This is a genomic window from Corynebacterium sp. MSK310, assembly GCF_030227355.1.
Taxonomy (GTDB): domain Bacteria; phylum Actinomycetota; class Actinomycetes; order Mycobacteriales; family Mycobacteriaceae; genus Corynebacterium; species Corynebacterium rhinophilum.
The window spans coordinates 246,836-270,559 of the sequence record NZ_JASPFZ010000001.1; the positions used below are offsets into that span (position 1 = coordinate 246,836).

At 58.0% G+C, this 23,724-nt stretch carries 23 protein-coding genes and 7 tRNA genes; 22 read left to right on the forward strand and 8 right to left on the reverse strand.

Going from position 1 to position 23,724, the window contains the following annotated elements; all coding sequences use genetic code 11:
- Positions 1 to 27 precede the first annotated feature (27 nt).
- From QP891_RS01155 to dxs, 3 genes are all read left to right on the forward strand, one after another.
- On the forward strand, positions 28 to 735 hold the full coding sequence (locus tag QP891_RS01155; RefSeq protein ID WP_284782249.1) for a DUF3159 domain-containing protein: 708 nt from the start codon (positions 28 to 30) through the stop codon (positions 733 to 735).
- Positions 728 to 1,984 carry a class I SAM-dependent RNA methyltransferase gene (locus tag QP891_RS01160; protein WP_284816819.1) on the forward strand — a complete coding sequence of 419 codons (1,257 nt, stop codon included), beginning with the start codon at positions 728 to 730 and terminating at the stop codon, positions 1,982 to 1,984. The genes QP891_RS01155 and QP891_RS01160 overlap by 8 nt, the downstream gene beginning before the upstream one ends.
- Positions 1,985 to 2,090: 106 nt before the next feature.
- Positions 2,091 to 3,989 carry a 1-deoxy-D-xylulose-5-phosphate synthase gene (gene dxs, locus QP891_RS01165; RefSeq protein ID WP_284782072.1) on the forward strand — a complete coding sequence of 633 codons (1,899 nt, stop codon included), beginning with the start codon at positions 2,091 to 2,093 and terminating at the stop codon, positions 3,987 to 3,989.
- On the opposite strand, the gene QP891_RS01170 is transcribed toward dxs, so the two are convergent.
- Together QP891_RS01170 and QP891_RS01175 are read right to left on the reverse strand one after the other, a co-directional pair.
- Positions 3,986 to 5,206 carry an HRDC domain-containing protein gene (locus QP891_RS01170; protein ID WP_284816820.1) on the reverse strand — a complete coding sequence of 407 codons (1,221 nt, stop codon included), beginning with the start codon at positions 5,204 to 5,206 and terminating at the stop codon, positions 3,986 to 3,988. The two genes, dxs and QP891_RS01170, sit on opposite strands and share 4 nt — an antisense overlap.
- 1 nt (position 5,207) lies before the next feature.
- Positions 5,208 to 5,882: a DUF3000 domain-containing protein gene (locus QP891_RS01175; RefSeq protein ID WP_284782069.1), complete on the reverse strand. Its 675-nt coding sequence runs from the start codon at positions 5,880 to 5,882 to the stop codon at positions 5,208 to 5,210.
- Between the two features lie 150 nt (positions 5,883 to 6,032).
- On the opposite strand from QP891_RS01175, the gene hemQ reads away from it, so the two are divergent.
- Positions 6,033 to 6,734 (forward strand): hydrogen peroxide-dependent heme synthase, encoded by a 702-nt coding sequence (gene hemQ, locus QP891_RS01180; RefSeq protein ID WP_284782068.1) that lies wholly within the window; start codon positions 6,033 to 6,035, stop codon positions 6,732 to 6,734.
- Between the two features lie 91 nt (positions 6,735 to 6,825).
- Here hemQ and msrB read toward each other — a convergent pair whose 3' ends face one another.
- The 5 genes from msrB to QP891_RS01205 all read right to left on the reverse strand — a co-directional run bounded on the left by msrB (position 6,826) and on the right by QP891_RS01205 (position 10,220).
- Entirely contained in the window at positions 6,826 to 7,242 is a 417-nt protein-coding gene (gene msrB / locus QP891_RS01185; RefSeq protein ID WP_023022629.1) for a peptide-methionine (R)-S-oxide reductase MsrB, read from the reverse strand.
- Positions 7,243 to 7,252: 10 nt separating this feature from the next.
- The gene (locus QP891_RS01190; RefSeq protein WP_284782066.1) at positions 7,253 to 8,404 is read right to left on the reverse strand and encodes a glycosyltransferase family 87 protein; all 1,152 of its coding nucleotides are present in this window, start codon (positions 8,402 to 8,404) and stop codon (positions 7,253 to 7,255) included.
- Between the two features lie 6 nt (positions 8,405 to 8,410).
- A complete protein-coding gene (locus QP891_RS01195) occupies positions 8,411 to 9,109 on the reverse strand; it encodes a pyrimidine reductase family protein (RefSeq protein ID WP_284782064.1) in 699 nt (232 codons plus the stop codon).
- Positions 9,110 to 9,154: 45 nt separating this feature from the next.
- Positions 9,155 to 10,057, reverse strand: a complete 903-nt coding sequence (locus QP891_RS01200; RefSeq protein ID WP_284816822.1) for a DMT family transporter — start codon at positions 10,055 to 10,057, stop codon at positions 9,155 to 9,157.
- An 88-nt stretch (positions 10,058 to 10,145) separates the two neighbouring features.
- A tRNA-Val gene (locus tag QP891_RS01205) sits at positions 10,146 to 10,220 on the reverse strand.
- 264 nt (positions 10,221 to 10,484) lie between these two features.
- Between QP891_RS01205 and QP891_RS01210 the strand changes: the two genes are divergently transcribed.
- From QP891_RS01210 to QP891_RS01280, 15 genes are all read left to right on the forward strand, one after another.
- Positions 10,485 to 10,560, forward strand: a tRNA-Gly gene (locus QP891_RS01210).
- A gap of 54 nt (positions 10,561 to 10,614) precedes the next feature.
- A tRNA-Val gene (locus tag QP891_RS01215) sits at positions 10,615 to 10,686 on the forward strand.
- Positions 10,687 to 10,724: 38 nt separating this feature from the next.
- Positions 10,725 to 10,800: transfer RNA gene (locus tag QP891_RS01220), tRNA-Gly, on the forward strand.
- 30 nt (positions 10,801 to 10,830) lie between these two features.
- Positions 10,831 to 10,901 (forward strand) — tRNA-Cys (locus tag QP891_RS01225).
- Positions 10,902 to 10,925: 24 nt separating this feature from the next.
- Positions 10,926 to 10,997 (forward strand) — tRNA-Val (locus QP891_RS01230).
- Positions 10,998 to 11,040: 43 nt separating this feature from the next.
- Positions 11,041 to 11,116 (forward strand) — tRNA-Gly (locus QP891_RS01235).
- Positions 11,117 to 11,304: 188 nt separating this feature from the next.
- Positions 11,305 to 11,913, forward strand: a complete 609-nt coding sequence (locus QP891_RS01240) for a copper resistance CopC family protein (protein WP_410757085.1) — start codon at positions 11,305 to 11,307, stop codon at positions 11,911 to 11,913.
- Positions 11,913 to 12,554 carry a copper chaperone PCu(A)C gene (locus QP891_RS01245; RefSeq protein WP_284784246.1) on the forward strand — a complete coding sequence of 214 codons (642 nt, stop codon included), beginning with the start codon at positions 11,913 to 11,915 and terminating at the stop codon, positions 12,552 to 12,554. The genes QP891_RS01240 and QP891_RS01245 overlap by 1 nt, the downstream gene beginning before the upstream one ends.
- 2 nt (positions 12,555 to 12,556) lie before the next feature.
- Positions 12,557 to 13,783: a Dyp-type peroxidase gene (locus QP891_RS01250; RefSeq protein ID WP_284784244.1), complete on the forward strand. Its 1,227-nt coding sequence runs from the start codon at positions 12,557 to 12,559 to the stop codon at positions 13,781 to 13,783.
- A gap of 77 nt (positions 13,784 to 13,860) precedes the next feature.
- Positions 13,861 to 15,924, forward strand: a complete 2,064-nt coding sequence (gene thrS / locus QP891_RS01255; protein ID WP_284784243.1) for a threonine--tRNA ligase — start codon at positions 13,861 to 13,863, stop codon at positions 15,922 to 15,924.
- On the forward strand, positions 15,911 to 16,480 hold the full coding sequence (locus QP891_RS01260) for an HIT family protein (protein ID WP_284784242.1): 570 nt from the start codon (positions 15,911 to 15,913) through the stop codon (positions 16,478 to 16,480). The genes thrS and QP891_RS01260 overlap by 14 nt, the downstream gene beginning before the upstream one ends.
- Positions 16,473 to 17,081, forward strand: a complete 609-nt coding sequence (pgsA, locus tag QP891_RS01265) for a phosphatidylinositol phosphate synthase (protein ID WP_284769698.1) — start codon at positions 16,473 to 16,475, stop codon at positions 17,079 to 17,081. The genes QP891_RS01260 and pgsA overlap by 8 nt, the downstream gene beginning before the upstream one ends.
- An 84-nt stretch (positions 17,082 to 17,165) precedes the next feature.
- Positions 17,166 to 18,068 (forward strand): phosphatidylinositol mannoside acyltransferase, encoded by a 903-nt coding sequence (locus QP891_RS01270; RefSeq protein ID WP_284784241.1) that lies wholly within the window; start codon positions 17,166 to 17,168, stop codon positions 18,066 to 18,068.
- Positions 18,068 to 19,171 (forward strand): glycosyltransferase family 4 protein, encoded by a 1,104-nt coding sequence (locus QP891_RS01275; protein WP_284784239.1) that lies wholly within the window; start codon positions 18,068 to 18,070, stop codon positions 19,169 to 19,171. Before QP891_RS01270 ends, QP891_RS01275 begins: the two co-directional genes overlap by 1 nt.
- Positions 19,171 to 19,632 carry a hypothetical protein gene (locus QP891_RS01280; protein WP_284782247.1) on the forward strand — a complete coding sequence of 154 codons (462 nt, stop codon included), beginning with the start codon at positions 19,171 to 19,173 and terminating at the stop codon, positions 19,630 to 19,632. The genes QP891_RS01275 and QP891_RS01280 overlap by 1 nt, the downstream gene beginning before the upstream one ends.
- Before the next feature lie 4 nt (positions 19,633 to 19,636).
- Here QP891_RS01280 and QP891_RS01285 read toward each other — a convergent pair whose 3' ends face one another.
- The gene (locus tag QP891_RS01285) at positions 19,637 to 21,019 is read right to left on the reverse strand and encodes a DUF2029 domain-containing protein (RefSeq protein WP_284784238.1); all 1,383 of its coding nucleotides are present in this window, start codon (positions 21,017 to 21,019) and stop codon (positions 19,637 to 19,639) included.
- Positions 21,020 to 21,162: 143 nt separating this feature from the next.
- Between QP891_RS01285 and QP891_RS01290 the strand changes: the two genes are divergently transcribed.
- From QP891_RS01290 to ruvC, 3 genes are all read left to right on the forward strand, one after another.
- Positions 21,163 to 22,041, forward strand: a complete 879-nt coding sequence (locus QP891_RS01290; RefSeq protein WP_284784236.1) for an acyl-CoA thioesterase — start codon at positions 21,163 to 21,165, stop codon at positions 22,039 to 22,041.
- 92 nt (positions 22,042 to 22,133) lie between these two features.
- A complete protein-coding gene (locus tag QP891_RS01295; RefSeq protein WP_284769704.1) occupies positions 22,134 to 22,889 on the forward strand; it encodes a YebC/PmpR family DNA-binding transcriptional regulator in 756 nt (251 codons plus the stop codon).
- A 192-nt stretch (positions 22,890 to 23,081) separates the two neighbouring features.
- Positions 23,082 to 23,654: a crossover junction endodeoxyribonuclease RuvC gene (ruvC, locus tag QP891_RS01300; protein ID WP_284784233.1), complete on the forward strand. Its 573-nt coding sequence runs from the start codon at positions 23,082 to 23,084 to the stop codon at positions 23,652 to 23,654.
- Positions 23,655 to 23,724 lie beyond the last annotated feature (70 nt).

Below are 23,724 nucleotides of genomic sequence, written 5' to 3' on the forward strand. Positions count from 1 at the left end.
AAAGCAGAACGCTACGTGAGTAACTCTTTGCCGGAGCCGCAGGCTCCTCAGCTAAGCGACGACCAGGACCGCGATACTGAACCAACTCTGTTGGAACAAATGGGAGGCCTACCGGGCCTCGTCGCGGCCACGTTGCCCATCGTCGTCCTTATTCCAGTCAATAGCCTCTATGGCCTCACCCCAGCGCTGATCTCCGCGCTGGGTGTGGCGGTAGTGATCGCCATCTGGCGCATCGTTCGCAAACAGACTATTCAGCCGGCCATATCTGGACTTATCGGCGTGGCCATTTGTGCCGCCATCGCCTGGTTTACCGGGGATGCCAAAGGCTACTTCCTATACGGCATTTGGATGTCGCTGGCCTTGTTTATTGCCGCAGCGCTCTCCATCCTTTTCCGGTGGCCGGCCGTAGGCGTTATCTGGAAGGGCTTGAACGGCGATGATATGGCCTGGCAGAAGGTAAAGCTTGCGCGGAGGGCGTATTCTATCGCCACCGCCGGGTGGGCCGTTATCTTCTTAGCGCGGTTTATCATCCAGCGCGCGATTTATGATGCCGGGGAGACTACCGCATTGGGAATTACCAGGATCGTCATGGGCTGGCCCTTGACGTTGTTGGTGACCGCATTAACCGTGTGGATGGTGCGCCGCGCAGACGCTGCAGTAGAAGAGGCAGAAAATGTCGGACGTGCCACAAATTCAAATCGCAGTACACAAGAGCTCGAGGCAGAAAATGAATGAGTCCGCAGTATCTCGCGGGGACACCGTAGAAGTCACCATTGACCGAATGGCCCATGGCGGACTCGGCATAGGCCACGCCCCGGATGGGCGCGTCGTCTTCGTTCCCCGGGCTTTTCCTGGTGACACGGTTCGCGCAACCGCCGGTAAGGTGAAAAAGTCTTTTATCAAGGGCGAACTCGATAGCATCGTCACCGTAGGGCAACTGCGCGTACCCAGTAGCTGTCCCGCCGCGGAGCTAGGCGCTGGGTGCTGCGATTTTGCTGAGTTGGATCCCGCAGCGGAAATAGACATCAAGATGGATGTCTTCCGCGAACAGCTGCGCCGCAGCGGCATTGAGGGGCTCGAGTCCCTCACCATTGAGCAACATGATCTGCCGCCGGTACGGGGCTGGCGGACGAGGGTCCGGTTGGGCGTCGACAAGCAAGGCCGCGCCGGATTGCGGAAGTACCGCTCGAATGAGCTGGTCACTTCCGTCGGTTGTACCCAATTAGCAGATGGCTTGATTGATGGTCTGGTTGGGGATGGCGCGCGGCGTTTTACCCCTGGGGCCGAAATCGTCGCGGTTCTTGATGGCGCCGGCAACCGGCATGTGGTGGAAACGCGCAAGGCCCCGCGAGGCAGGCGAGTAGAGACCATTCGTGAGGTTATCGAGGGCTTTGGCACGGTGGCCGAATACGTCAATGGCCGCGAGTTTTCCTTCCCCGCCACGGCATTTTGGCAAGCGCATGTTGCGGCGCCGGAGATTTATAGCGCTGTGGCAGGGCAGTGGCTGGCCGGCCGGGATTACCAGCACAAGATCGCTTGGGATTTGTACGGCGGTGTTGGACTATTCGCGCCCGCGTTATCAGAAGCCACCGGCGGAAAAGTCATTTCCGTGGACTATTCGCCCGCGGCAACGGCGACTACGCAGCCGGGGTTGCGCGATATCGATATTGCCGTGAAATCCGCCAAGGTAGAACAGGTCGCTGCGCAATTGCCCCAACCAGGTGCCGTGGTGCTCGATCCGCCGCGAACCGGGGCAGGCGAGCAGGTAGTCCGCGCCGTGGCGGAGGCAAAGCCCCAAGCCGTGGTGCATGTGGGATGCGATCCAGCGACCTTTGCCCGCGATCTGTCCCTATGGCAAAGCGCTGGGTATAAGCCCGAGAAAATGGCGCTGGTCAATGCCTTCCCCGGCACCCATCACTTTGAGGTAATCGCTCTTATTACCCCAGATAAGGCGGCGTATAACCCGGTACAGGACGCTGTTTAATGCGAAAATACCCCGCCTGAATTAAGAAGCCGATATAAAAGAAAATACGGACCACGGGTACGGTGGATAGGAAGAACTAAGCACAGAAGGAGTTGAAGGCCGCTCCATGACTATCTTGGATACCATAAACTCGCCGCAAGACCTGAAGGCACTGCCTGCAGAAAAGTTGGAGGAACTTGCGGCGGATATTCGCCAGCGCCTCATCGATAAGGTATCGGTGACGGGTGGGCATTTGGGGCCCAATTTGGGCGTGGTGGAATTGACCATTGCGCTGCACCGGGTCTTTGATTCCCCGCGCGAGCCCATCATCTTTGATACCTCCCACCAGTCTTATGTGCACAAGATGCTCACTGGTCGCACGGCCCAATTCGATACCCTGCGCCAAAAGGGCGGCCTGTCCGGTTATACGGACCGCGGTGAGTCTGAGCATGACTGGACGGAATCCTCGCATGCTTCCGCCTCGCTTTCGACCGTGGATGGGCTGTCCAAGGCCTTTAAGATTCGCGGGGAAGGCCACCGCAATGTCATTGGCATTGTGGGCGATGGCGCCTTGACCGGCGGCATGTGCTGGGAAGCGCTCAATAATATTTCTGAAGATAAAAAGCGCAATGCAGTCATCGTGGTCAATGACAACGGCCGCAGCTATTCGCCCACCATTGGCGGCATTTCTGAAAACCTGGGGCGCATTCGTTCCCAGCATGGCTACGACGAGCTCATGGAGCAGGGCAAGCGCCGCTTAAAATCCATGGGGTGGGTAGGCGAGCGCGCCTTTGATGCGCTCCACGCCATGAAGGAAGGCGTCAAGTCCACCGTCTTGCCCACGGAGATTTTCCCAGAGCTGGGGATTAAATATATTGGCCCTATCTACGGCCATGACATCGATGGCTTGGTGCATGCGCTTTCCTATGCCCGCGATTATGAGGGCCCCATTATCGTGCATGTGGTCACGGAAAAGGGCCACGGATTTGCCCCGGCGGTCAATGAGCCGAAGGACCAGATGCACTCGACGGGTGCTATCGACCCAGTCACCGGTGTTGCCAAGGGCACCAAGCAACCAGGGTGGACGGCCGCATTTTCTGAAGAATTGATTGCGGCGGCGGAAAAGCGTGAGGACATCGTCGCGATTACCGCAGCCATGGCGGGTCCTACGGGGCTAGCTCCCTTCCAGGAACGTTTTCCGGATCGGTTCTTTGATGTGGGCATCGCTGAGCAGCACGCCATGGCCTCTGCCTCTGGTTTGGCTTTGGGCGGCATGCACCCCGTGGTAGCTGTGTATTCCACCTTCCTGAACAGGGCCGTGGACCAGGTGATCATGGATATTGCCTTGCTCAAGCTGCCGGTGACCATCGTGCTGGACCGCGCGGGCGTGACGGGATCTGATGGCGCCTCCCACAACGGAATTTGGGATATGTCCTTAATGAGCATTGTCCCTGGCATGCACATCGCCGCCCCGCGCGATGGTGCGCGCCTGCGCGAGCTCTTCCAGGAATCCCTGGACATTGATTCTGGGCCCTCAGTGGTCCGGTTCCCCAAGGGAAACTTGCTGCCCGATATGGAAGCCGTGGATACGCTTGCCGATGGCGTCGATATCCTCTACTATGGCGAGGCTGACGCCGGTGAGGATACCCCCGAGGTCCTCATCGTCTCTATCGGTGCGATGTCCGCGCGGAGCATCAAGGCGGCGCAAGAGCTGGAGAAACAGGGGCTCAACGTCACGGTCATTGACCCGCGGTGGGCCGTGCCAGTGGCAAGCTCCGTCATCGCTATGGCAGCAGATCACGATTTGGTCGTAACGGTAGAAGATGGCCTCATTCGCGGCGGAATTGGATCCATGATCGCTGAGGCCCTCGGTGCCGCAGAAGTCGACACCCCAGTGCGCCGCTTGGGCGTTCCTGGTTACTTCCCCAAGCACGGTTCCCGCGGCGAGGTTTTGGAAGAATTTGGCCTAAGCCCAGAGCTCATTGCTGCATCGATTACCGAGTGGGTAGAAAACCTCACCGATTAGTGCGGCTGGGAAAATAGGCTCGCGATCAATGCCGGGGCAACGAGGTTGACCTGCCACGACCGCGCGCCTTCGCGTTCTAGGAAGGCGGGCACATCTTCAGGCTGGCTGATGGTTCCGCTCCCGCCAATGGCCGCCCACACGGTGGCGCGAAGGGTTGCGGGTCGAAGCAGCAGCTCCTGTGGCAGCCCGAGCTCTTCGGCGATATCCCCAATGGCAGCGCGGATCTCTTGATATTCCTCCCACTGCTGTGGATACTCCCTAGACCACACCGATTTCGAGGGAACGGTTCTTTCCTGGCGAAGCGGGCCCGGGCGCCCGCGCGGTGGAATATTCTGGGACTGCTGCACGGCCAGTAACCAGCGGTGCGCGACGCCCTTGCTCCGCCGTGGAAACCCCTTGATGCGGGTTAACTGCGGCTGCGTGCTGGGCAGGATCCGGGCTATCTCTACTAGTACCTTATTGGGCAGCACGCGCCCGGGCGCGGTATCGGTTCGCCGGCTAATATCATCGCGCAGGTTCCACAAAGACTGCGCCGCGGCGCGCTGCTTCCCATTCTTTAGGCTCGATACTCCCTTGATATCGCGCCAAGAGTGCGGCTGCGGGGCGGTGTCATTCGCGTGCTTGGCGACGATCGCCGCACATTCCTCCACAATCCAGTCCAGCTTTTCTTGTTCGGCCAAGATATCGCGCAGCGTCGTAGCCAATTCTAGTAAGAGCTCGACATCGAGTGCGGCATAAGCGCGCATTTCTTCACTGAGCCGCGGGATGGACCAGTCATCGTCGCCGTGGCCTTTTTCTAGCTGGACATCGAGAAGCTCCGCGATAATGGCGCCCAAATTGGTGCGGTGAAATCCTGCAAACCGGGCGGCTAATTCCGTATCGAAAAGAGCGCCAGGGAAAAGCCCGAGCCACCCAAGAGACGGGAGATCCGAGGGCGCGGCGTGAATGATCCAGTGCTGCCCATTGAGCACCGGAGCCAGTGTCTTGGTCAATTCCGCGCGGTGGCCTTCGGGGGCAAAAAGCATCGTCCCGGCGCCGTTACGGCGAATCTGGATGAGAAAGGCGCGGTCATCGTACCGGTAGCCTGAGGCGCGCTCGGTATCGATGGCAAAGGGCCCGGTACCAGCGTGCAACCGCGCGGCGGCAGCGGTGAATTCCGCTGGCGTGGATAATACCTTCGGAATACCCTCTTTCGGTTGCTTCCGAAATTCCACCATCTTAGCGGCCGAGTTCAGTAACGCCTTCAGGCGGCAGCCCCGCGACGTTGGCTAATACTTGTGCGAAGGCCTGCACGTGCGGTGCTAAATCCAGCCCCTCCGCCGTCCACGATGCGCGCATCTCAATCTGATAAGCGCGCGGGGGGCCGCCGATCTCACCGAAGCGGACCGAGGCGGTGGAGGTGACCGTACCGCCGAGGTTGGTAAGCTCCGCGCCTTCTTTTTCCAAGCCTTCATTGAGCCATTGCCAGGCTACGTCCGGAAGCAGCGGATCTCCTGCCACCGAATCATCCATATCGGCCTGGATATACGCCACCAAGCGCATTGCGCCCTCCCAGGCCTCTTCCGCGCCCGGGTCATGAAGGAGGATGAGGCGCCCGAAGGCATCGCCATCTGAATCGGTGGCGATGATATCCGGGTCCTCTTCCGTGCCCACCTCAAGGCCAATGGCGTGGCTAAAGGGTGCTAATCGCTGCGGTGGGCGAATGGACCCTAGGCTAATTTCTGGGCGAAGAGTGGCCGCGTGCATGGACTCTACTGCCTGAGTAAAAGCCGGCGGCGTCGTTGGCTCCTGTGCCTCGTCATTGCGGCGTAGGGAGGTAAAGGCTGCGTCATCTCCGGAGTTGGCTCCGGCATTCTTACCGGCGCTGGGCGTGCTCGATTCGGAATTACTCACCTTGATAAAGCTATAGTTTCACTACCTTGAGCTGGCGGAGGCGCGCCGATAGTGGGAGGTGCACAGGGGGGGGGGATGACAATCGGTCTAACTCCAACTTATGATGGATTTGTCCGAATATTCGAATAAGCTTCTGCAAAGGAGAAGGCAATGGCGAAGCTCGATTTCAAGGAACTCAACGAGGTACAGCAATACTCCCAACACGCCGTTTTCAAGGTGATCCCCGGCGGGCTGGGCAGCGAGCGCGAGGAGATCATCTCCCAAGCCCAAGAATTCTTTGCGGAACTAGAAAAGGACAATAAGGTCACCGTCCGCGGCGTTTACGATCTGACCGCGATGCGCGATTCTGCGGACTTCATGATCTGGTGGCACGCCGAGGAGTTTTCCGATATCCAGAAAGCCTTTGGCGATTTCCGCCGGGAGACCACCTTGGGCCAGGTGAGCGAAGTAACGTGGATTGGAAATGCCCTGCACCGTCCGGCCGAGTTCAATAAGTCCCACCTGCCTTCCTTCATCATGGGGGAAGAGCCCAAGGAGTGGATTTCCGTCTACCCATTCGTGCGTTCGTATGACTGGTACACGATGGAAGAAGAAAAGCGTCGCCGTATTTTGATGGAGCACGGAATGCAGGCACGCGACTACCCCGATGTGCGCGCCAATACCGTACCGGCATTCGCGCTTGGGGATTATGAGTGGGTCCTTGCCTTTGAAGCCGACGAGCTACACCGCATTGTGGACCTGATGTATAAGATGCGCTATACCGAAGCCCGCCACCACGTGCGTGAGGAAATTCCATTCCACACCGGACGCCGCGTGAAGGACATCGCAGAACTCATCAAGGTTCTGCCCTAAGATTTGAAATAAAAACAATGCTGGGAGCCCCCTTAACTGTAGGGAGCTCCTAGCGCTGTCATTTGTTCTCACTGCGCGTGGTAGTGAAATCCTAGTTTTCCTCGATGGGCTTTTCTTCCAGGTTCAAAGAAATAGAGTTAATGCAGTAGCGCAGGTCAGTCGGGGTATCGTAGCCTTCGCCTTCGAATACGTGGCCCAAGTGGGACTCACAGTTAGCGCATAGCACCTCGACGCGGCGCATGCCCAGGGAATTATCTTCCCGCTCGATAATCTTGTCACCGGCTAGCGGGGAGAAGAAGGAAGGCCAACCACAGTGGGAAGCAAACTTCTCGGTGGAACGGAATAGCTCCTCGCCGCAGGCCTTGCAGGAGTAGACACCCTCTGTGGTGGTATCTGTGTATTCGCCCACGTGCGGCGGCTCCGTGCCTGCTTCGCGCAATACGTAATATTCTTCGGGGCTAAGGCGCTTTTGCCAGTCGGCATCAGCAATGAGCTTAAAATCAGTCATGACTTTAAGTTTAATCCTTTATTTGCGTGGCACGCCACCACCCGGCAACGGAGGCGAAGATGATGACGATGAGCAGGCTCCACCCCACGGTGCCGGAGAAAGTGTTCATCCACCGCCCAGCATCCGGGTGCGCTTGCGACGTCCATGTCACTGGGGCCAAGAACAGGAATGCAGCCACCCATGCGCCCACCGAGTGAAAGACCGAGCGCGGTAGGAACACGGTGAAAATTAGCGGGAATAACCACATTGAATAATATTGCTGTCCTAGTGAGGACAAGAAGAAAATCCCGACCATAATCGTGCCACTCGTCGTCAGCGCCCAAAATACCGGTTCGGATTGTCGCCACCGCAGTAGTCCGAGCACCGCGCACCCGACCAAGGCGGCGAAGACTACCCACACCACCCAGTAGAGAACGGGGCCGAATTCCACATAGGCCCGCAATCCCGCCCAGGAGGAATTGGCATAATCGCGGGTCGTGGAAAGATAGGGCACCAGCTTGTCGAAGTAACCGCTAGCACCCGGGACGATCGGCCACGCTAGGACATTGAGAACGACCGGAATCCCGGGGCCCGCGAGGAGGTTGCGCCATTGCAGCTTGACCAAGGGCAAGAAAAGCAGGGGTGCGAATTGGGGCTTAATCAAAATGGCTAGCCCAAGGGCTATGCCGGAGACCCACGCGAGCTGCGGGGTGCGCTCAGACTCTAAGAAAGCCCATAGGAAAAGCGCCATGCAGAATAAGAGCACACCGTTGATATTGGTAAACGCCAAGGTGTTGGTGACTGATTCGGTGGCGAAGGCTAAAGCGATCGAGACTGGAAAAACCGGCGAGGTGAGCTTTCTTCCCACCACGTGGGTTAGCAGCGCCAGTGCGGCAATGATGGCAAGAGCGTTGACAACGATGAAAAGTCCGCGCGCGAGGCTGAAATCGAGCCACGCTAAAGGCGATAAGAATAGCGTTGCGCCTGGGGTGTAGAGATATAGCGGATCCACATGGTTATAAGCCTGTTCATACACCGGAATACCGTCGACCATGCGCTTAAGCGCGCTATAGACCGTAGTGAAATCATCAGTCAACGTCCCATTGCGCGCGACGATGAAGATGCGCTGAATGACGAGGAGAACGGCAATAGGCCATGCGGCGGCGTTTATTCGAGCAGTCACGACCTTTTAGTCTACGGACTCAGTAGTGCGCGAGTACCGCAGAAACACCGTGCTATCTGTATCGGCGGCAATATTTTCTAGCTGCATTCGGCGGTGGGAGTGCGTGCCATGAAAGGTAGCCACGGGTTTTTCTACGCCGGTGGAAAGGTGGGGATCCAGGGTTAAATACATCTGATCAATCGCATTGATATGCACCAGCTGGCCGAGCATTCCTGGCCCACCTTCGCAGAGGATGCGCTGGAATCCACGCTCCCGCAATACGCGGAGATAGTCCTGCATGGTGCCTTCACCGGCATCGATTACCTCTGCACCTGCTGCCTCGATGGAGCGCTTTCTCGCGGAGACCTCTGCGCTTTGCAACGCGGCGTGGGGGAGAAGGAAGAGCGGGGCAGTGGTGAAGTGCGTTAAGAATTTCGAACCCGGATCAAACTTCAAGCTTTGCGTGGGCACGGCGATGGGGGCGGGCTGTGAATCGGGAGAGTCGCGCTCTACTCCCGCATAATCTTCTGACCTGACTGTCTGCCCGCCAACGAAGACGACGTCCGCCCAGCCGCGCAGGGCCTGAAAAAGCTGTGCATCGGTGTCATTGCCCATGGCCTCTGAAAGATCGTTGATGGTGGCAGAACCGGTGAGGGTAGAAACCATATTGGCCCGCACGGCGGGCAGGTGAGCGGGTTCGGGGCCCAAAAGCGAAGCGATGTCCATGGTCTGCAAGTGTAATGGTTGTGCAGGTGTGAATCGTCCCGCTGGCTACACCAGCCGAATAAGCACCACACCGGTCAAAAGGAGGGCAATGCCCAGGACCTGGCGGGACTTAATGGGGGCGCCGCTTACGCTATCAATGATGAGCGAGCCCAGCATCGAGCCAAGCAGGCCGGCAACTACGGTGAGACCGGTACCAATCTGCGGAACGAGGGCGGCGTTGCCGAAGATGAAAAGTGCGCCCAATACACCGCCTATCCACATCCACCACGGGTTTGGTTTTCCTTCCGGGCGCTCGATGCGCGGGCGCCAGCGCAACACGATATTGATGATGACCAAGGCGGTAACGCCGACGGCAAACGATACCAGCGCAGCGCTCACCGGAGATCCCGTCACCTGGCCAAGGTGGGCGTTGATCGCGGATTGGCTGGCTGTAAAACAGCCAAAAATAAATCCGGCTAGCCGCCACAGCCACAGGGCGGTCGCGGAATCTGCATTACTTGTTGCTGCGCTCGGTGTGGCTACCACCGCAATTACGCCGAAAAGTACAATAATGGCGCCGATAGCGCGCACCACCGTTAAAGAAGACTGAGGCGACTCGAAGAGCCCGAAGTGGTCAACAATGAGCCCCATGATGACCTGCCCGGCAATGGGTAAGACCACAGTCTGCACCGCGCCTAGGTGCGGAAAGAGAAGAATATTTCCGGTCAGTGCGACAACACCCAGCAAACCGCCGAACCAAATCCAGAGCGGTTCGTCAAAAGCTTGCGCAATACCGTAGTCCCCGCCGATAACTGCGGTGGCCACGATGAGCAGGGTTATTGTTCCTACGGCGAAGGAGATCATCGAGGAGGAAAACGGGGTGCCGGTGGAAGCGCGAAGGCGAGTATTGACTAGCGTTTGAATCGGTAAGACCAGTCCAGCAAGAATTCCCAAAAGTATCCACAACACGGGTGGACACTTTACTCAGATACGTCAAAAAGCCCACTTGAACAGGAAAAGCCCACCTAAGCAAAGGAAATTAAGCTTAGGTGGGCGGTGGTGGTCCTAACTGGGATTGAACCAGTGACCTTTCCGGTGTGAACGGAACGCTCTCCCACTGAGCTATAGGACCTTGCGGGGGATAAATCTACACCCGGTGCATTCCATTTTCCTAATTGGCTGGATGGAGGGCGCGGAAGGTGGGGTCAGACACCGAAATGCCGACATCCAGAGGAGGTTTATTCGCGGGGTAAATGACACCCCTGCAATTCACAGCGCCGATAAGTGAGTGATTTATGCCGCGCAATAGGTGTGCTGGGCTGGGGATTTGGAAACTGGCAGGGAGCACGATAATGTTTGTTCACGCACCGCAAAGCATGAAGCACTGCGGCGCGATGCGGATGTAGCGCAGTTGGTAGCGCATCACCTTGCCAAGGTGAGGGTCGCGAGTTCGAGTCTCGTCATCCGCTCCACGCTTTTCTAGAGGGTATTACACCACAAAGGGAAAGTGGAACTAAATGAATAGCGCGCGATTAGCTCAGTGGGAGAGCGCTTCCCTGACACGGAAGAGGTCACTGGTTCAATCCCAGTATCGCGCACAAGGACTTTGTCCTAGAAACCGGGCCTGGTTTCGCATGCGGATGTAGCGCAGTTGGTAGCGCATCACCTTGCCAAGGTGAGGGTCGCGAGTTCGAGTCTCGTCATCCGCTCCAGCACTGTATTGTGTGAGGCGGTATCGCCACGGTGGAATGGCCGAGTGGTGAGGCAACGGTCTGCAAAACCGTGCACACGGGTTCGATTCCCGTTTCCACCTCAACTTAATGCCTTCGGGCATTGGGCGCGATTAGCTCAGTGGGAGAGCGCTTCCCTGACACGGAAGAGGTCACTGGTTCAATCCCAGTATCGCGCACTAGGGTCATCTGATGACCCTTGGTGAATCTTTTGATTCACCTGCGGATGTAGCGCAGTTGGTAGCGCATCACCTTGCCAAGGTGAGGGTCGCGAGTTCGAGTCTCGTCATCCGCTCCACTCAAGCCGCCTTGTCACCAAGGCGGCTTTTTTGTATCCGCCACACCCCACACTTTTGAAGTGATGGAGATCGCAGACTTTTTCGCTTCGATGCGGAACTATGAAGATACGGTTACCGACTATTGATAGAGATACCCTGATGACCACGAATGTCACCAAGACGTTCGTTGGGATTAAGATGTCTTTGCATGCATACGCAAAATTCAGAACTGAAGGAGCTGAAAATGAGCCATCGCGTACCTTGGTTGCGTCGCACGGCAGTGGCGGTGGGAGCTACCGCACTTATCGCGGGCGGATCCGCACCTGTAGCACTGGCGCACGATTCCGTCGTAGGCGGAACCGTAAAGGAGGGCGACCAGCTCGAGGAGTTTCCTGAGGAAATCACCCTGGAGTTTTCCGGCATCCCAAAGGATCAGTTCAACACCTTTGCGGTGACCAATAAGGACACTGGCGAACAGATCTTTAGCCAGGAGCCGGAGCTAGATGACCGCGATCTCACGATCACGACTCCAGATGATGTCGATCCCGGGCCAGGAAACTACCAGGTGGGTTACAACATCACCTCCTCGGATGGACACGCCACGCGCGGTGGGGTCTCATTTACGGTGAAAGGTGAGGATAGCGATGATGCTTCTTCCACCGACGCTGCAGATGCAGATGGAGCTGCAGATTCTTCGAGCGATATGCCCACCTCGGTGAAAATCATCCTGGGCGTGGGCGGTGTGCTGGCCATAGCGGCCGTGCTGGCTTTGTTGATTGCTAAAACTCGTCGAAACGACTCGAAAGGTCACAAATAATGACTAAGAAAATTTCCCGCCTGATTGCCAGCGTTTCCCTCAGCGCCCTGGTTCTTGCTGGCTGCTCCCCGGATAACGAGAGCGATTCCAGCAATTCGGAGTCGACTTCGGCCGCTTCTTCCACCGCAGAAACCAGTAAATCTACCGCTGCAGCGGATAAGGACCTGACCTTCGAGGACGCCGTCGTCCGCGCCAACGAAGACAAGGATATGACCGCCATCTTCGGTACGTTGGTCAACCACTCGGATAAAGACATCGAGATTACCGGTTTCTCCACGAGCCTGGACGCAGAGATGAACCAGATTCACGAGACCGTCGATGGCCAGATGCGCGAAAAATCCAGCCCCTTGGTTGTCAAGGCCGGCGAGAGCCACGAGCTTGCTCCTGGCGGTGACCACTTCATGCTGATGGGCATGAAGGAAGGCATCATGCCTGGTGATTCCCTCGAGATGACGGTCACCCTGTCTGACGGCGAGGAGCTTGACCTGGGCACCATCCAGGCCCGCACCATGGGTGCTGGCGATGAGGACTACGGCGACATGGAGGGCATGGACCACGGTCACGCAGGCCACGATCACTCCGATCATGCAGGCCACGAGCACTCCGGCAAGGACGACGAGAAAGAAAATCACAAGCACTAGTCATGACGGGATTCAGCAGAAGGGGATTTCTCACTGGCGCTGCAGTGTCTACCAGTGCCTTTGCGCTGGTGGGGTGCAACTCGGATAGATCAACACCAAACGCTGAAGCGGAGGAGAACACTCCGCTTGCCGATGCCACCGTAGCTTTCGACGGCCCACACCAGGCCGGCATTGACACGCCGGAGCAAGCACACCTGAACTTGGTGGGCTTTGATCTCAAAGGGGACATCGGCAAGCAGGGCTTTGCCCGCCTGATGAAGTTGTGGACCGAGGATGCGCGTGCGCTGTGTACGGGCCAGCCCCCGTTGGGGACTTTGGAGCCGGAAATGGTGCGCCAGCCGGCGAACCTCACCATCACGTGTGGGCTGGGTGAGAGCATTTTCTCGCTGCTGGGCGTGGATAAACCGGAGTGGCTTGGCGATGTCCGCGCCTATTCCCGCGACCAATTAGAAGAAAAGTGGGGCCAGACTGACATCGTCCTGCAAATCTGCAGCGATGACCCGCTGATGAATACCTACGCCCTGCGGCACATGGTGCGCTCAGGCGAGCATTATGCCGAAGTTAGCTGGCTGCAGCAGGGCTTTATCAACGCCTACGGCAGCCACGAAAAGGGCGAAACCGCTCGCAATATGTTTGGCCAAAAAGATGGCACCGTTAACCCGCACGGCGATGAAGAATTCGCCGACCAGGTCTGGATCGAGGACGGACCAAAGTGGCAGCAGGGTGGCGCGGCCATGGTGGTGCGCCGCATCCGCATGAACCTCGACACCTGGGAAAAGCTGGATCGGCCTTCCCGCGAAAATGCGGTGGGCCGCAAACTGGAAAATGGGGCACCGCTTACGGGTGATAAGGAATTCGATGAGGCGGACTTTAAGGCCACGGATGAGTATGGCTTGCCCGTCATTGATAAGAATTCCCACATGGCGCGCGCCACCGCGCCGAAGGACCACCCAGAGCAAAAGATTTTGCGCCGCCCCTATAACTACGAGCTGCCGCCGGATGGCAAGGATGGCCAACTATCCAATATTGGTCAAATCTTTATTTGCTACCAACAGGATCCCACCAAGCAATTCGAGCCCATCCAGGCGCGCCTTGATGAGGCGGACCTGCTGAATGAGTGGCTGACCCACATTGGTTCGGCGATGTATTTCTGCCCGCCGGGAACCAAAGGCGGCGATGGTAAAGAAACGTGGTGGGCGGAATCGCTTTGCACGCATGCAGGCCTGTAGAATGACTATCCGTAAATTTAACTAGTGGATGCGGCCAGGTATGCCGTATCTGCGCGAGCGCAAAAAGGAGCGCGAATATGGCGGAACTTATTCCCGCGGCACCGGTAAATTACGAATCCTTCACCGTGCCGGCCGGACAAGCGGTTGGCGCGGTCCTCCGCGAGCTGGACCTGCCCAATAAGGGCCCAGAGGCAGTCGTGGTAGTCCGCGGCGTGGACGGTACTCTTTTTGACCTCTCGCACACCCCGGATGAGGAATCGACGTTTGTTCCGGTAGCCGCCTGTGAGGAAGATGGCCGCGCCGTCATTCGCCACTCCTGCGCCCACGTCATGGCCCAGGCCGTGCAAGCCGAGTTCCCCGGCACCAAGCTGGGCATTGGCCCATCCATTGAAAACGGCTTCTACTTCGATTTCCAGACCGCTGAGCCCTTCACCCCGGAGGATCTCAAGGCCCTGGAAAAGCGGATGAAGAAGATCATCAAGGGTGGCCAGCGCTTCGAGCGCCACACCTACGTGTCCACGGCTGAGGCAGAGCAGGCCTTGCAGGATGAGCCCTTCAAGCTGGAACTTATCCAGGACAAGGGCAATGTGGACCCAGACTCCGATGAGGCCGCCGAGGTCGGTGCCGGTGACTTGACGCATTATGACAACGTGAACCCGCGCACCAATGAGGTGGAATGGTTTGACCTATGTCGCGGCCCACACGTTCCCACCACAAAATATATTCCAGCCTTTGCCCTGACTCGTTCGTCCGCCGCCTACTGGCGCGGCGACCAGGCTAACGCTGGCCTGCAGCGCATCTACGGCACCGCCTTTGAGTCCAAGGACGCATTGGCCGCCTACCAGACCATGGTGGAAGAGGCAGAAAAGCGCGATCACCGCCGCTTGGGCCAAGAACTAGACCTGTTTTCCTTCCCGGATGAAATCGGTTCCGGTTTCCCGGTATTCCACCCCAATGGCGCGACCGTGCGCATGGAGATGGAAAACCACTCCCGCAACCGCCACGTGCAGGCGGGTTACTCCTTTGTCAATACCCCGCACATCACCAAGGGCGACCTCTTCCGTAAATCCGGCCACCTTGATTTCTACTCCGATGGCATGTTCCCGCCGATGCAGCTCGATGGCGAGTATGACGCCGAGGGAAATACAGTCAAGGAGCCGCAGGACTACTACGCCAAGCCGATGAACTGCCCGATGCACAACCTGATCTTTGCATCCCGCGGCCGTTCCTACCGTGAGTTGCCGCTGCGCCTTTTTGAATTCGGTACGGTCTACCGCTACGAAAAGTCCGGCGTGGTGCATGGCCTGACCCGTGCGCGCGGCTTTACCCAGGACGATGCCCACATTTACTGCACCGAAGAGCAGCTGGAAGAAGAGCTTACCCAGGTTCTGGACTTCATCATTTCGCTGCTTGAGGATTACGGCCTTTCCGATTTCTACTTGGAGCTTTCCACCAAGGACCCCAATAAGTTTGTCGGCTCCGATGAGATTTGGGAGCGCTCGACCACGATCTTGCAGTCTGTGGCGGAAAAATCCGGCCTCGAGCTCGTTCCTGACCCTGAGGGCGCCGCGTTCTACGGGCCGAAGATCTCCGTCCAGGCTCGCGATGCCATTGGACGTACCTGGCAGATGTCCACGGTGCAGCTGGACTTCAACCTGCCCGAGCGTTTTGAGCTGGAGTACACTGCCTCCGATGGCACGAAGAAGCGCCCGATCATGATTCACCGGGCCCTCTTCGGCTCCATCGAGCGCTTCTTCGGTGTGCTCCTTGAGCACTACGCGGGCGCCTTCCCGGCGTGGTTGGCACCGCACCAGGTCATGGGCATTCCCGTTGCGGATGACTTCGTCCCGCATCTGGAAGACGTCGCCGCCAAGCTGCGCGTCAAGGGCATTCGCGCGGACGTGGATACCTCCGATGACCGCATGCAGAAAAAGATCCGCAACCACACGACAGGTAAGGTGCCCTTCATGCTGGTCGCCGGTGCCCGCGATGTGGAAGCCGGTGCGGTGTCCTTCCGCTTCTTGGATGGCACGCAGGTCAATGGAGTGCCCGTCGAGGAAGCCGTTGAGCTCATCTCCACGTGGGTGGCAGAGCGCACCAACGAGCAGCCGACAGAAGAGCTCATTCGTGCCCGGCGCTAACCCGCAGAAGGGACATAGCGAGGAGACGTTCGTCGATACCGGTGCCGGTGAGCCGGACCGGTTGGAGCGACTGTGGGCGCCGTACCGGATGGCCTATATCGCGCAGCGGTCCGGGGATCCCTTCGTGGAAGCACCCAAGGGCAGTGATGAGGATGGACTCATCATTGCGCGCGGTGAGTCGGTATATGCGCTGCTCAATCTGTTCCCCTATAACGCCGGCCACCTCATGGTGGTGCCGTACCGCAAGGAATCCGAGCTGGAAAACCTCACCGAGGAGGAATCCCACGAGCTCATGGCCTTTGCCCAAAAGGCCGTGCGGGTGCTCAAGCGCGTCTCACAGCCAGAGGCCATTAATGTGGGCTTTAACCTGGGGCGCGCGTCCGGCGGCTCAGTGGGAGACCACCTGCATTTGCATGTGGTGCCAAGGTGGCCCGGGGATAGTAACTTTATGACTGTCCTCGATGGGACTAAGGTATTACCGCAACTACTGCAAGACACCCGTCGTGTCCTGGCAGAGGGTTGGCGTGACATGGAAGAGGAGGACTCGCGTGCTTAGCGTGCATGGGCGAAAGCCCGCCGCCGTGGTGGTGGAACCTATAGCCAAGACCTTTTTAAAGTTGGGATTGACACCCAACGTGGTCACGGTTGTAGGCACTATTGTGACCATCGCTATTTCGGTGATCCTCATTCCTACCGGCCACCTCTTTATCGCTGCAGTACTATCCGGCCTCTTTGCCGCCTTTGACATGCTCGATGGCACCATGGCCCGCCTGACCGGTAAATCGAGCGCTTTCGGCGCCACGCTGGATGCGAGCTGTGACCGCATTACCGATGGCGCATTATTCTGCGCTATCGCTTGGTGGCTGGTGTATACCGCAGACGCGTCCAAATGGACCGTGGCGGCCTGCCTCATTACCTTGGTATGCTCCCAGGTCATTTCCTATATCAAGGCTAGGGGAGAGGCCTCCGGTTTCACCATGGTGGGCGGACTGATTGAGCGCCCCGAGCGCCTCATCTTGGCTTTAGGCGGCATTGGCCTAGAGGGCTTGGGCGTAGAGTACGCCGCGGCGGTATCGCTGTGGATCTTGGCAGTAGGCTCAATATTTACCGTGTACCAGCGCATTGCCATTGCAGCGCGCCAAGACGCCGAGATGTAAATCAAGCGAACATGGGCGCAGCGGGGGCTATCGTTCCGGCTAGTTCGTGGTTTGCGCACAAACTTTTCTGGAGGATCCGGCACCATGTGGGATAAAGAAGATGTAGCAGCGGCCGGGTATTTGGCGGGCTGGAAGGTAGTTCGCCGGCTGCCCGAACCGGTAGCGCGCACCATCTTCCGGTGGGTGGCGGATTTCGCGAGTAACCACGGGCGCGGCATGGACGGCCTGCGACGAAACCTCACCCGCGTAGTGGGGGCAGAAAACGTCACCCGCCAGCTGGTGCGTGATTCCATGCGTTCATATATGCGCTATTGGATGGAGGCGTTCCGCCTGCCCGCGATTCACGCGGATCCCCAACTCCATGAGCGCCTCATGAGCGGCTTGGAAGGCCTCGAGCACTTTGATGCCTCCGCGCAGTCTGGCCGCGGCGTCATCTTGGCGCTGCCGCACTCCGGCAATTGGGATATGGCTGGGGTCTTCTTGGTGGGCCACTACGGGCAATTTACCACCGTGGCGGAGCGTTTAAAGCCGGAGGTGTTATTTGATGCCTTCGTGGATTACCGCGAGGAACTGGGTTTTGAGGTCCTGCCGCTTACCGGTGGCGCGGCCCCTCCCTTTGCACGCCTGAAGGATGCCCTGCAGGAGGGAGGGGTAGTGTGCCTATTGGCAGAACGCGATATTACCCGCCGCGGCATCACGGTAGATTTCATGGATGAGGAAGCCAATATGGCGGCCGGTCCCGCGCAGCTAGCCATTGAAACCGGCGCGGCGCTCCACGTGGTGCACTCGTGGTTTGAAGGCGATGGCTGGGGCTTGTCGGTGTCGCCAGAAGTTGAGGTTACCGATGTCCAAGCGACCACCCAGCGGATGGCGGATGGGTTTGCGGCTAATATCCAACGCCACCCCGCGGACTGGCACATGCTGCAGCCGCAATGGAATGAGGACGTGGAGCGGCGCCGGCAAGCGCGAAAGGAACGTTCCAGTTAATGCGCATCGGTATTATTTGCCCGTATTCTTTTGACGAACCTGGTGGCGTGCAGGCTCATATCCTTGATCTGGCCACCGTTTTTATAGAACAAGGCCACTTTGTCCAGGTCCTTGGTCCCGCCGCGGAAACCACACCACTGCCGGATTTTGTGGTTAAGGGTGGACCTGCCTTCCCGATTGCGTATAACGGCTCGGTCGCGCGCTTGTCGGTGGGGCCGAAGGTAACGCGCAAGGTCAAGCGCTTCATCCAGGACGGCGATTTTGATGTCCTGCATATCCACGAGCCCAATTCCCCCAGTTTTTCCATGACTGCCTTGGCCGTGGCGCATGGCCCCATGGTGGCGACGTATCACGCCTCGGCGGCGAATTCCCTCATCCTTACCCTGGCAAAGCCGCTGCTCGTACCCTTTTTGGAAAAGATTCGCGGAGGCATTGCGGTATCGGATATGGCGCGGCGCTGGCAGGTGGAGCAATTGGGTGGTGATCCTGTCCTGATTCCCAACGGCGTTGATACCTCCGTCTACGCCCTAGCGCGCAAGAAAAGCCAGCCCGCGCTTGCCGATGCCCCACTCGAGGTCGTCTTCCTCGGCCGCCTCGACGAGCCGCGCAAAGGCCTAGACATCCTGTTAGCCGCTTTGCGCCAGGTCAATAAGAATATTCGCGTCACCATTATGGGCGGCGGCCGCGCCCGCGAGGTCGAGGGCGTGGACTTTGTCGGGCGCGTTAGCGATGCAGAAAAGGCACAGATCTTAGGCCGGGCCGATGTTTACGTGGCGCCCAATACGGGCGGGGAAAGCTTTGGCATCGTGCTGGTAGAAGCAATGGCCGCCGGTGCGGCCGTCGTGGCTTCTGATTTAGAGGCCTTTCGTGCGGTCTGCAACGCAGAATCGGAAGAGCCTGCGGGAGCACTATTCCGCACTGGCGATGCCACCGATTTGGCACGCGTGCTCAACCAGGTCTTGGATGATGGTGACTACCGGCGGCGATTGGTGCGCAATGGCGTGCAACGCGCCCAGATGTATGACTGGGACCATGTTGCCGCGGCGGTCATGCAAGTTTATGAAACGGTGCAAGATGGCACGAAGGTGAGGGTGAAGCGATGATGGCGATAGAAATAACCATCGCGCTGCTTATGCTCATTCTTGTGGGATCGTGGGCCATTTTCACAGCGCAGCGACTAAATTTCCTGCACATCCGCACCGATGCTGCGCTGGCGCAGCTGCAGGCTGCGCTGGACCGGCGAGCGGCGGTAACGGCGGCGGTTGCCCCGGATCTTGCGGCCTTGGCACAAAAGGCCGAATCCACGGAGCTTTCGCAAGGGCATTTTCAAGCCCGCACCATGGTTGAACGCGAGCTTTCGGCCGCCATTGTGCGCGATTTTCCGGTAGGCCAGCGCCCTGCCGCCTTGGCGGATGCAGAAGGCCGCATCCAGTTAGCGCATCGTTTTTATAACGAGGCAGTCAGCGATACGCGTGCACTGCGCCTGCGCCCAGCAGTGCGTTTCTTCCGCCTCGGCGGAACCGCTAAATTACCTGAGTACTTCGACTACATGCTGGCGGATTAAAAACTTAGCCGCGCGTTACCTCCTTAGCGGCATCGGTGCTCGCTTCAGACGCGGCAGGGGTGTCAGAACCGGGCACATTAATTCGCCCCGTATTTGGCGAGGACGCGTTCTCTGCGCCGGCTTCCGGGCTTGTTTCCAAGCCGCCTGCTGCCACGATGGCTTTTTCTATGCGTCGCGACAAGCTCACCTCAAGGATGAACCATATAAGCGCAAAGAGCACCGCTACGAGGATGAGGACGTTGCGGGCGACGAGCACGTAGACCGGAGTCAGATTTTCGCCCACATACTTCCACACGTAGTCATAGTGGAAAGGGTAGATGTAGGTGCCAAGCGCGGCGGCTGCAACTGCGCATACAGCGAGGAGGCCCTGACAGATTTTGATGGGTACAAACCCGGCGGGGAGCTGTTGGCGTATGACCACAGCGAAGAGGGGGCCTAGCCAAATGATGTACTGGGGCGAAAATACCTTATTGGTGGCTATGAGTAGTAGCACCATGAGGGTGAAGAAGGCGATGGTCGTTCGCGAGGTCCACCCTCCGGCGAAGAAACGGTATAGCGCCCAGCTCAGGGCAAATACCAGCATCCCGGCCGTCGCGATAGTGCTCCACATGATGGCGGTATCGACTCCCGGGCCAGAAATCTCAAAGCTCTTGGAGGGCGCATAACCTAATCGCCATTTACCCGGGTTGAGATGTGCCTGCAATAGCAAGTATGTCGCCGGAACGGATTCGAGTTGGAGTCCGCGCACCCCCTGATAATTCAGTGGGGAAAGGAGTCGGTCCATACCGGAGGTAAAAACTGTGAACGCAGAAAGAGCAGCAACGGAGCCAAAATAGGACGCCAATCGCAGCCAGGAATTAGAGTTATTAAAACGCCCTACCAGTCCAGCCGCGAGGACGCCTGGCCAGAGCTTCATGGTGGTAGCGAAGCCCAATAGGACGGCGCCTGTCTGGGGATGAGAAATAAGAAGCGCTGCGGCACCGGCGACGGCGACGGCAGGAAAAATATCGAGGCGCCACACAAAGACGTGTCCTGCAGCCGTGCCAAAAAATACCCAGAACCAGCCGGCGAGAAAAACCCGCTTATTACGTTCGTGGTGGCGCAGCAGGAGGGCGAGGAAGGTGGCATCGACAAGCAGCGCCATGATGGTAAAGCCGATATAGAATACGCCGCGGTCTCCACCGGTGAACCAGCTTAAGATGATGGTGGGCCACGTGCCCGCGTGGGGGTATTCGGTCATCTTCGTAGGATCGGTGCCAAAAAGGCCGGCGAAATAATAGGCAACATCGCCGCGTGCGCTTTGGTCGAGCTTCAAAAAATAGACCAAAACCAAGCGGGCGAGCACCCAGCCCACCCATACCGCAGGAACTGTCGCAAATCTTTTCACCCAAAAGATTCTAGGGAATAATTTGGTCGTTGAGTAGCTCGAATCAGATTTCTCGTCACCGGGGTTGGGCTGCCCCGGGGAGTAGGGTGGCAAGGCAGACGAAGACTTACGTGATGTAGCGCATAGTAGGCGCGCAAGAAAGGATGACTGTGGGCACCATTTCTGAGGTTTTGGCATTAGAAGGCACCCAAGACGCGGATGTCTTTTCTGGCCCGGCGATCCCCTCGCAGATTGAACGCACCTTTGGCGGGCAAGTTGCTGCGCAGGCCCTTGCCGCGGCGCAAAGGACGGTGGAGGGCAAGCAGGTGCATTCCCTCCATGGTTATTTCGTTGGCCCAGGTGATACGAAAAAGCCGCTGGAGTTGCAGGTAGAAAGGCTGCGTGATGGCCGTTCCTTTGCCAGCCGGCAGGTTCGGGTCATCCAGGGTGGCCGCCTCGTCTTTATTATGCTGGCTAGTTTCCACCGCGATGGTGATGCAGGTCCCGAACATCAGGATGTGGCACCGCAGGTATTAAGCCCCGATGAAGCCGCGCGTCGTGGCGGCGGGGCGCCCTATTCCACCCGGATTATCTTGAAGGAGTGGGCCGATTGGGATATTCGTTTGGTGCCCGATGAGGGCCGCGATGATGCCGCCGCGGAGGTGACAGGTGCCGGATATCGCCATATTTGGTTTCGCAATACCGGTGAGCTTGGGAGTGATCCCGCCTTCCACCGCGCCGCCCTGACGTATATGTCCGATATGACCCTTATCCGGGCGGCGCTCATTCCGCACCAGGGGGAGAAGGTGCAACTGGCAAGCCTTGACCATGCGGTATGGTTTCTTCGCCCCTTTCGCGTGGATGAGTGGTTGCTCTATGAGCAGGTATCGCCCACAGCAGCGCAAGGAACGGCGATCGCGCGCGGTAAATTATTCAATGAGCAGGGTGAACTCGTTGCATTGGTCAACCAAGAAGGCTTGACTCGGTTCCTTGATGAGAACTTAGGTAGCGGTTCTGCGCACGGCAATTGGCATAACGTCTAGAAAAGCGTCTGTATCATGGAGGCGCTTTTCCCAGTTCGTGCAGGGCACGTATAATTGTCAACAGATTTAGAACCCAATTAGAAAGGGACTTAATGTCAGGCCACTCAAAATGGGCAACTACCAAGCACAAGAAGGCTGCCAATGACGCCAAGCGCGGCAAGGAATTTGCCAAGCTCATTAAGAACATTGAAGTGGCGGCGCGAACCGGCGGTGGTGATCCTGCGGCCAACCCAACGCTCGATGACATGATTAAGAAGGCCAAAAAGGCCTCTGTCCCCAATGACAACATCGAGCGCGCCCGCAAGCGCGGCTCTGGTGAAGAAGCTGGTGGTGCCGACTGGGAGACCATCATGTATGAGGGCTATGGCCCCAATGGCGTCGCAATGCTGATTGAATGCTTGACCGATAACCGCAACCGCGCGGCTACCGATGTCCGCACAGCGATGAGCAAAAATGGCGGCAACCTGGGTGAATCCGGCTCGGTTGCTTATATGTTCTCCCGCACCGGTTATGTCTTGGTGGAAAAGGGTGAGCTGAGTGAGGACGATGTCTTGATGGCAGTGCTCGATGCCGGCGCTGAAGAGGTCAAAGACCAGGGCGAGAAATTTGAGATCATCTGCGCTCCCACGGATGTGCAGGCTGTCAGGGAAGCCCTTAAGGAAGCAGATATCGAAGTCGATGACTCCGATAACGATTTCCGTGCCTCAGTTGAGGTTCCCCTCGAGGCCAATGACGCCAAGAAGATCTTCCGCCTCATCGATGTTTTGGAAGAATCCGACGACGTCCAGAACGTATATACCAATATGGATCTATCGGAAGAGGTCCTAGCGGAACTCAACGCAGAATAGGGTTCCTGCACTTATTGGGGCACTAGCTCGGTGGCGGGTCTTCGCGCATGCGGAGATTCCGGCGCCGAGCTTTGTTGTGTTTTTATTGGGGCAGTCTAAAATTCACGCCGTGTTGTAGAACATGTGTGTGTAAGACATAATGGGGAATTGAGACTAGAAACGACGAGACCGCGGAACGGGGAGTGGGCGGGTGTGAATATCGAAGGCATGCGCGTGATGGGCATCGACCCTGGGCTTACTCGCTGTGGCCTGTCCGTGGTCCAAGCAGGCCGCGGGCGCGCAATTCTTCCCGTCTCCGTTGGCGTGGTGCGGACCCCGAGCGATAAAGATTTAACCGAGCGGCTCCTGCGGCTGTCCGTTGCGGCTAAGGAGTGGATGGACGATTATTCGCCGGATGTGGTTGCCATAGAGCGCGTCTTCGAACGCGGCCGGGTTTCGACCGTCATGCAGACTGCACACGTCGTAGGAGTCCTCGTGCTCGCGGCCGCCGAGCGGGATATTCCGGTGTATATGTACACCCCGTCCGAGGTGAAAAAGGCTATTTCTGGCAACGGGCGCGCCGATAAGAAACAAATGACGGCGATGATTACTCGTATCCTGGGGCTTACGGAGCCGCCCAAGCCGGCGGATGCAGCGGACGCATTGGCGCTGGCTGTCTGCCATTGCTGGCGGGCGCCAGCGATCGTCAGGATGGATAGTACCGGTTTAGGGCTTGGTGCAAAGACCAGTGGTGTCCGCGGGCGGGGGAAGGGCATCAAGCCCTAGTACACTGCTCACCCACTAAGTTTTATTAAATACAAGGTCATGGCGAACGCGTACACAGGTAGGAAGGCAC

Bases quoted from the DNA above. Each gene is read 5' to 3' on its own strand.
- dxs (WP_284782072.1), top strand. From the start codon at position 2,091: ATGACTATCTTGGATACCATAAACTCGCCGCAAGACCTGAAGGCACTG.
- QP891_RS01160 (WP_284816819.1), top strand. From the start codon at position 728: ATGAATGAGTCCGCAGTATCTCGCGGGGACACCGTAGAAGTCACCATT.
- QP891_RS01240 (WP_410757085.1), top strand. From the start codon at position 11,305: ATGCATACGCAAAATTCAGAACTGAAGGAGCTGAAAATGAGCCATCGC.
- QP891_RS01280 (WP_284782247.1), top strand. From the start codon at position 19,171: ATGGCGATAGAAATAACCATCGCGCTGCTTATGCTCATTCTTGTGGGA.
- msrB (WP_023022629.1), bottom strand. From the start codon at position 7,242: ATGACTGATTTTAAGCTCATTGCTGATGCCGACTGGCAAAAGCGCCTT.
- QP891_RS01195 (WP_284782064.1), bottom strand. From the start codon at position 9,109: ATGGACATCGCTTCGCTTTTGGGCCCCGAACCCGCTCACCTGCCCGCC.
- QP891_RS01270 (WP_284784241.1), top strand. From the start codon at position 17,166: ATGTGGGATAAAGAAGATGTAGCAGCGGCCGGGTATTTGGCGGGCTGG.
- thrS (WP_284784243.1), top strand. From the start codon at position 13,861: ATGGCGGAACTTATTCCCGCGGCACCGGTAAATTACGAATCCTTCACC.
- QP891_RS01290 (WP_284784236.1), top strand. From the start codon at position 21,163: ATGACTGTGGGCACCATTTCTGAGGTTTTGGCATTAGAAGGCACCCAA.
- QP891_RS01245 (WP_284784246.1), top strand. From the start codon at position 11,913: ATGACTAAGAAAATTTCCCGCCTGATTGCCAGCGTTTCCCTCAGCGCC.
- hemQ (WP_284782068.1), top strand. From the start codon at position 6,033: ATGGCGAAGCTCGATTTCAAGGAACTCAACGAGGTACAGCAATACTCC.
- QP891_RS01250 (WP_284784244.1), top strand. From the start codon at position 12,557: ATGACGGGATTCAGCAGAAGGGGATTTCTCACTGGCGCTGCAGTGTCT.
- QP891_RS01170 (WP_284816820.1), bottom strand. From the start codon at position 5,206: ATGGTGGAATTTCGGAAGCAACCGAAAGAGGGTATTCCGAAGGTATTA.
- QP891_RS01275 (WP_284784239.1), top strand. From the start codon at position 18,068: ATGCGCATCGGTATTATTTGCCCGTATTCTTTTGACGAACCTGGTGGC.
- QP891_RS01295 (WP_284769704.1), top strand. From the start codon at position 22,134: ATGTCAGGCCACTCAAAATGGGCAACTACCAAGCACAAGAAGGCTGCC.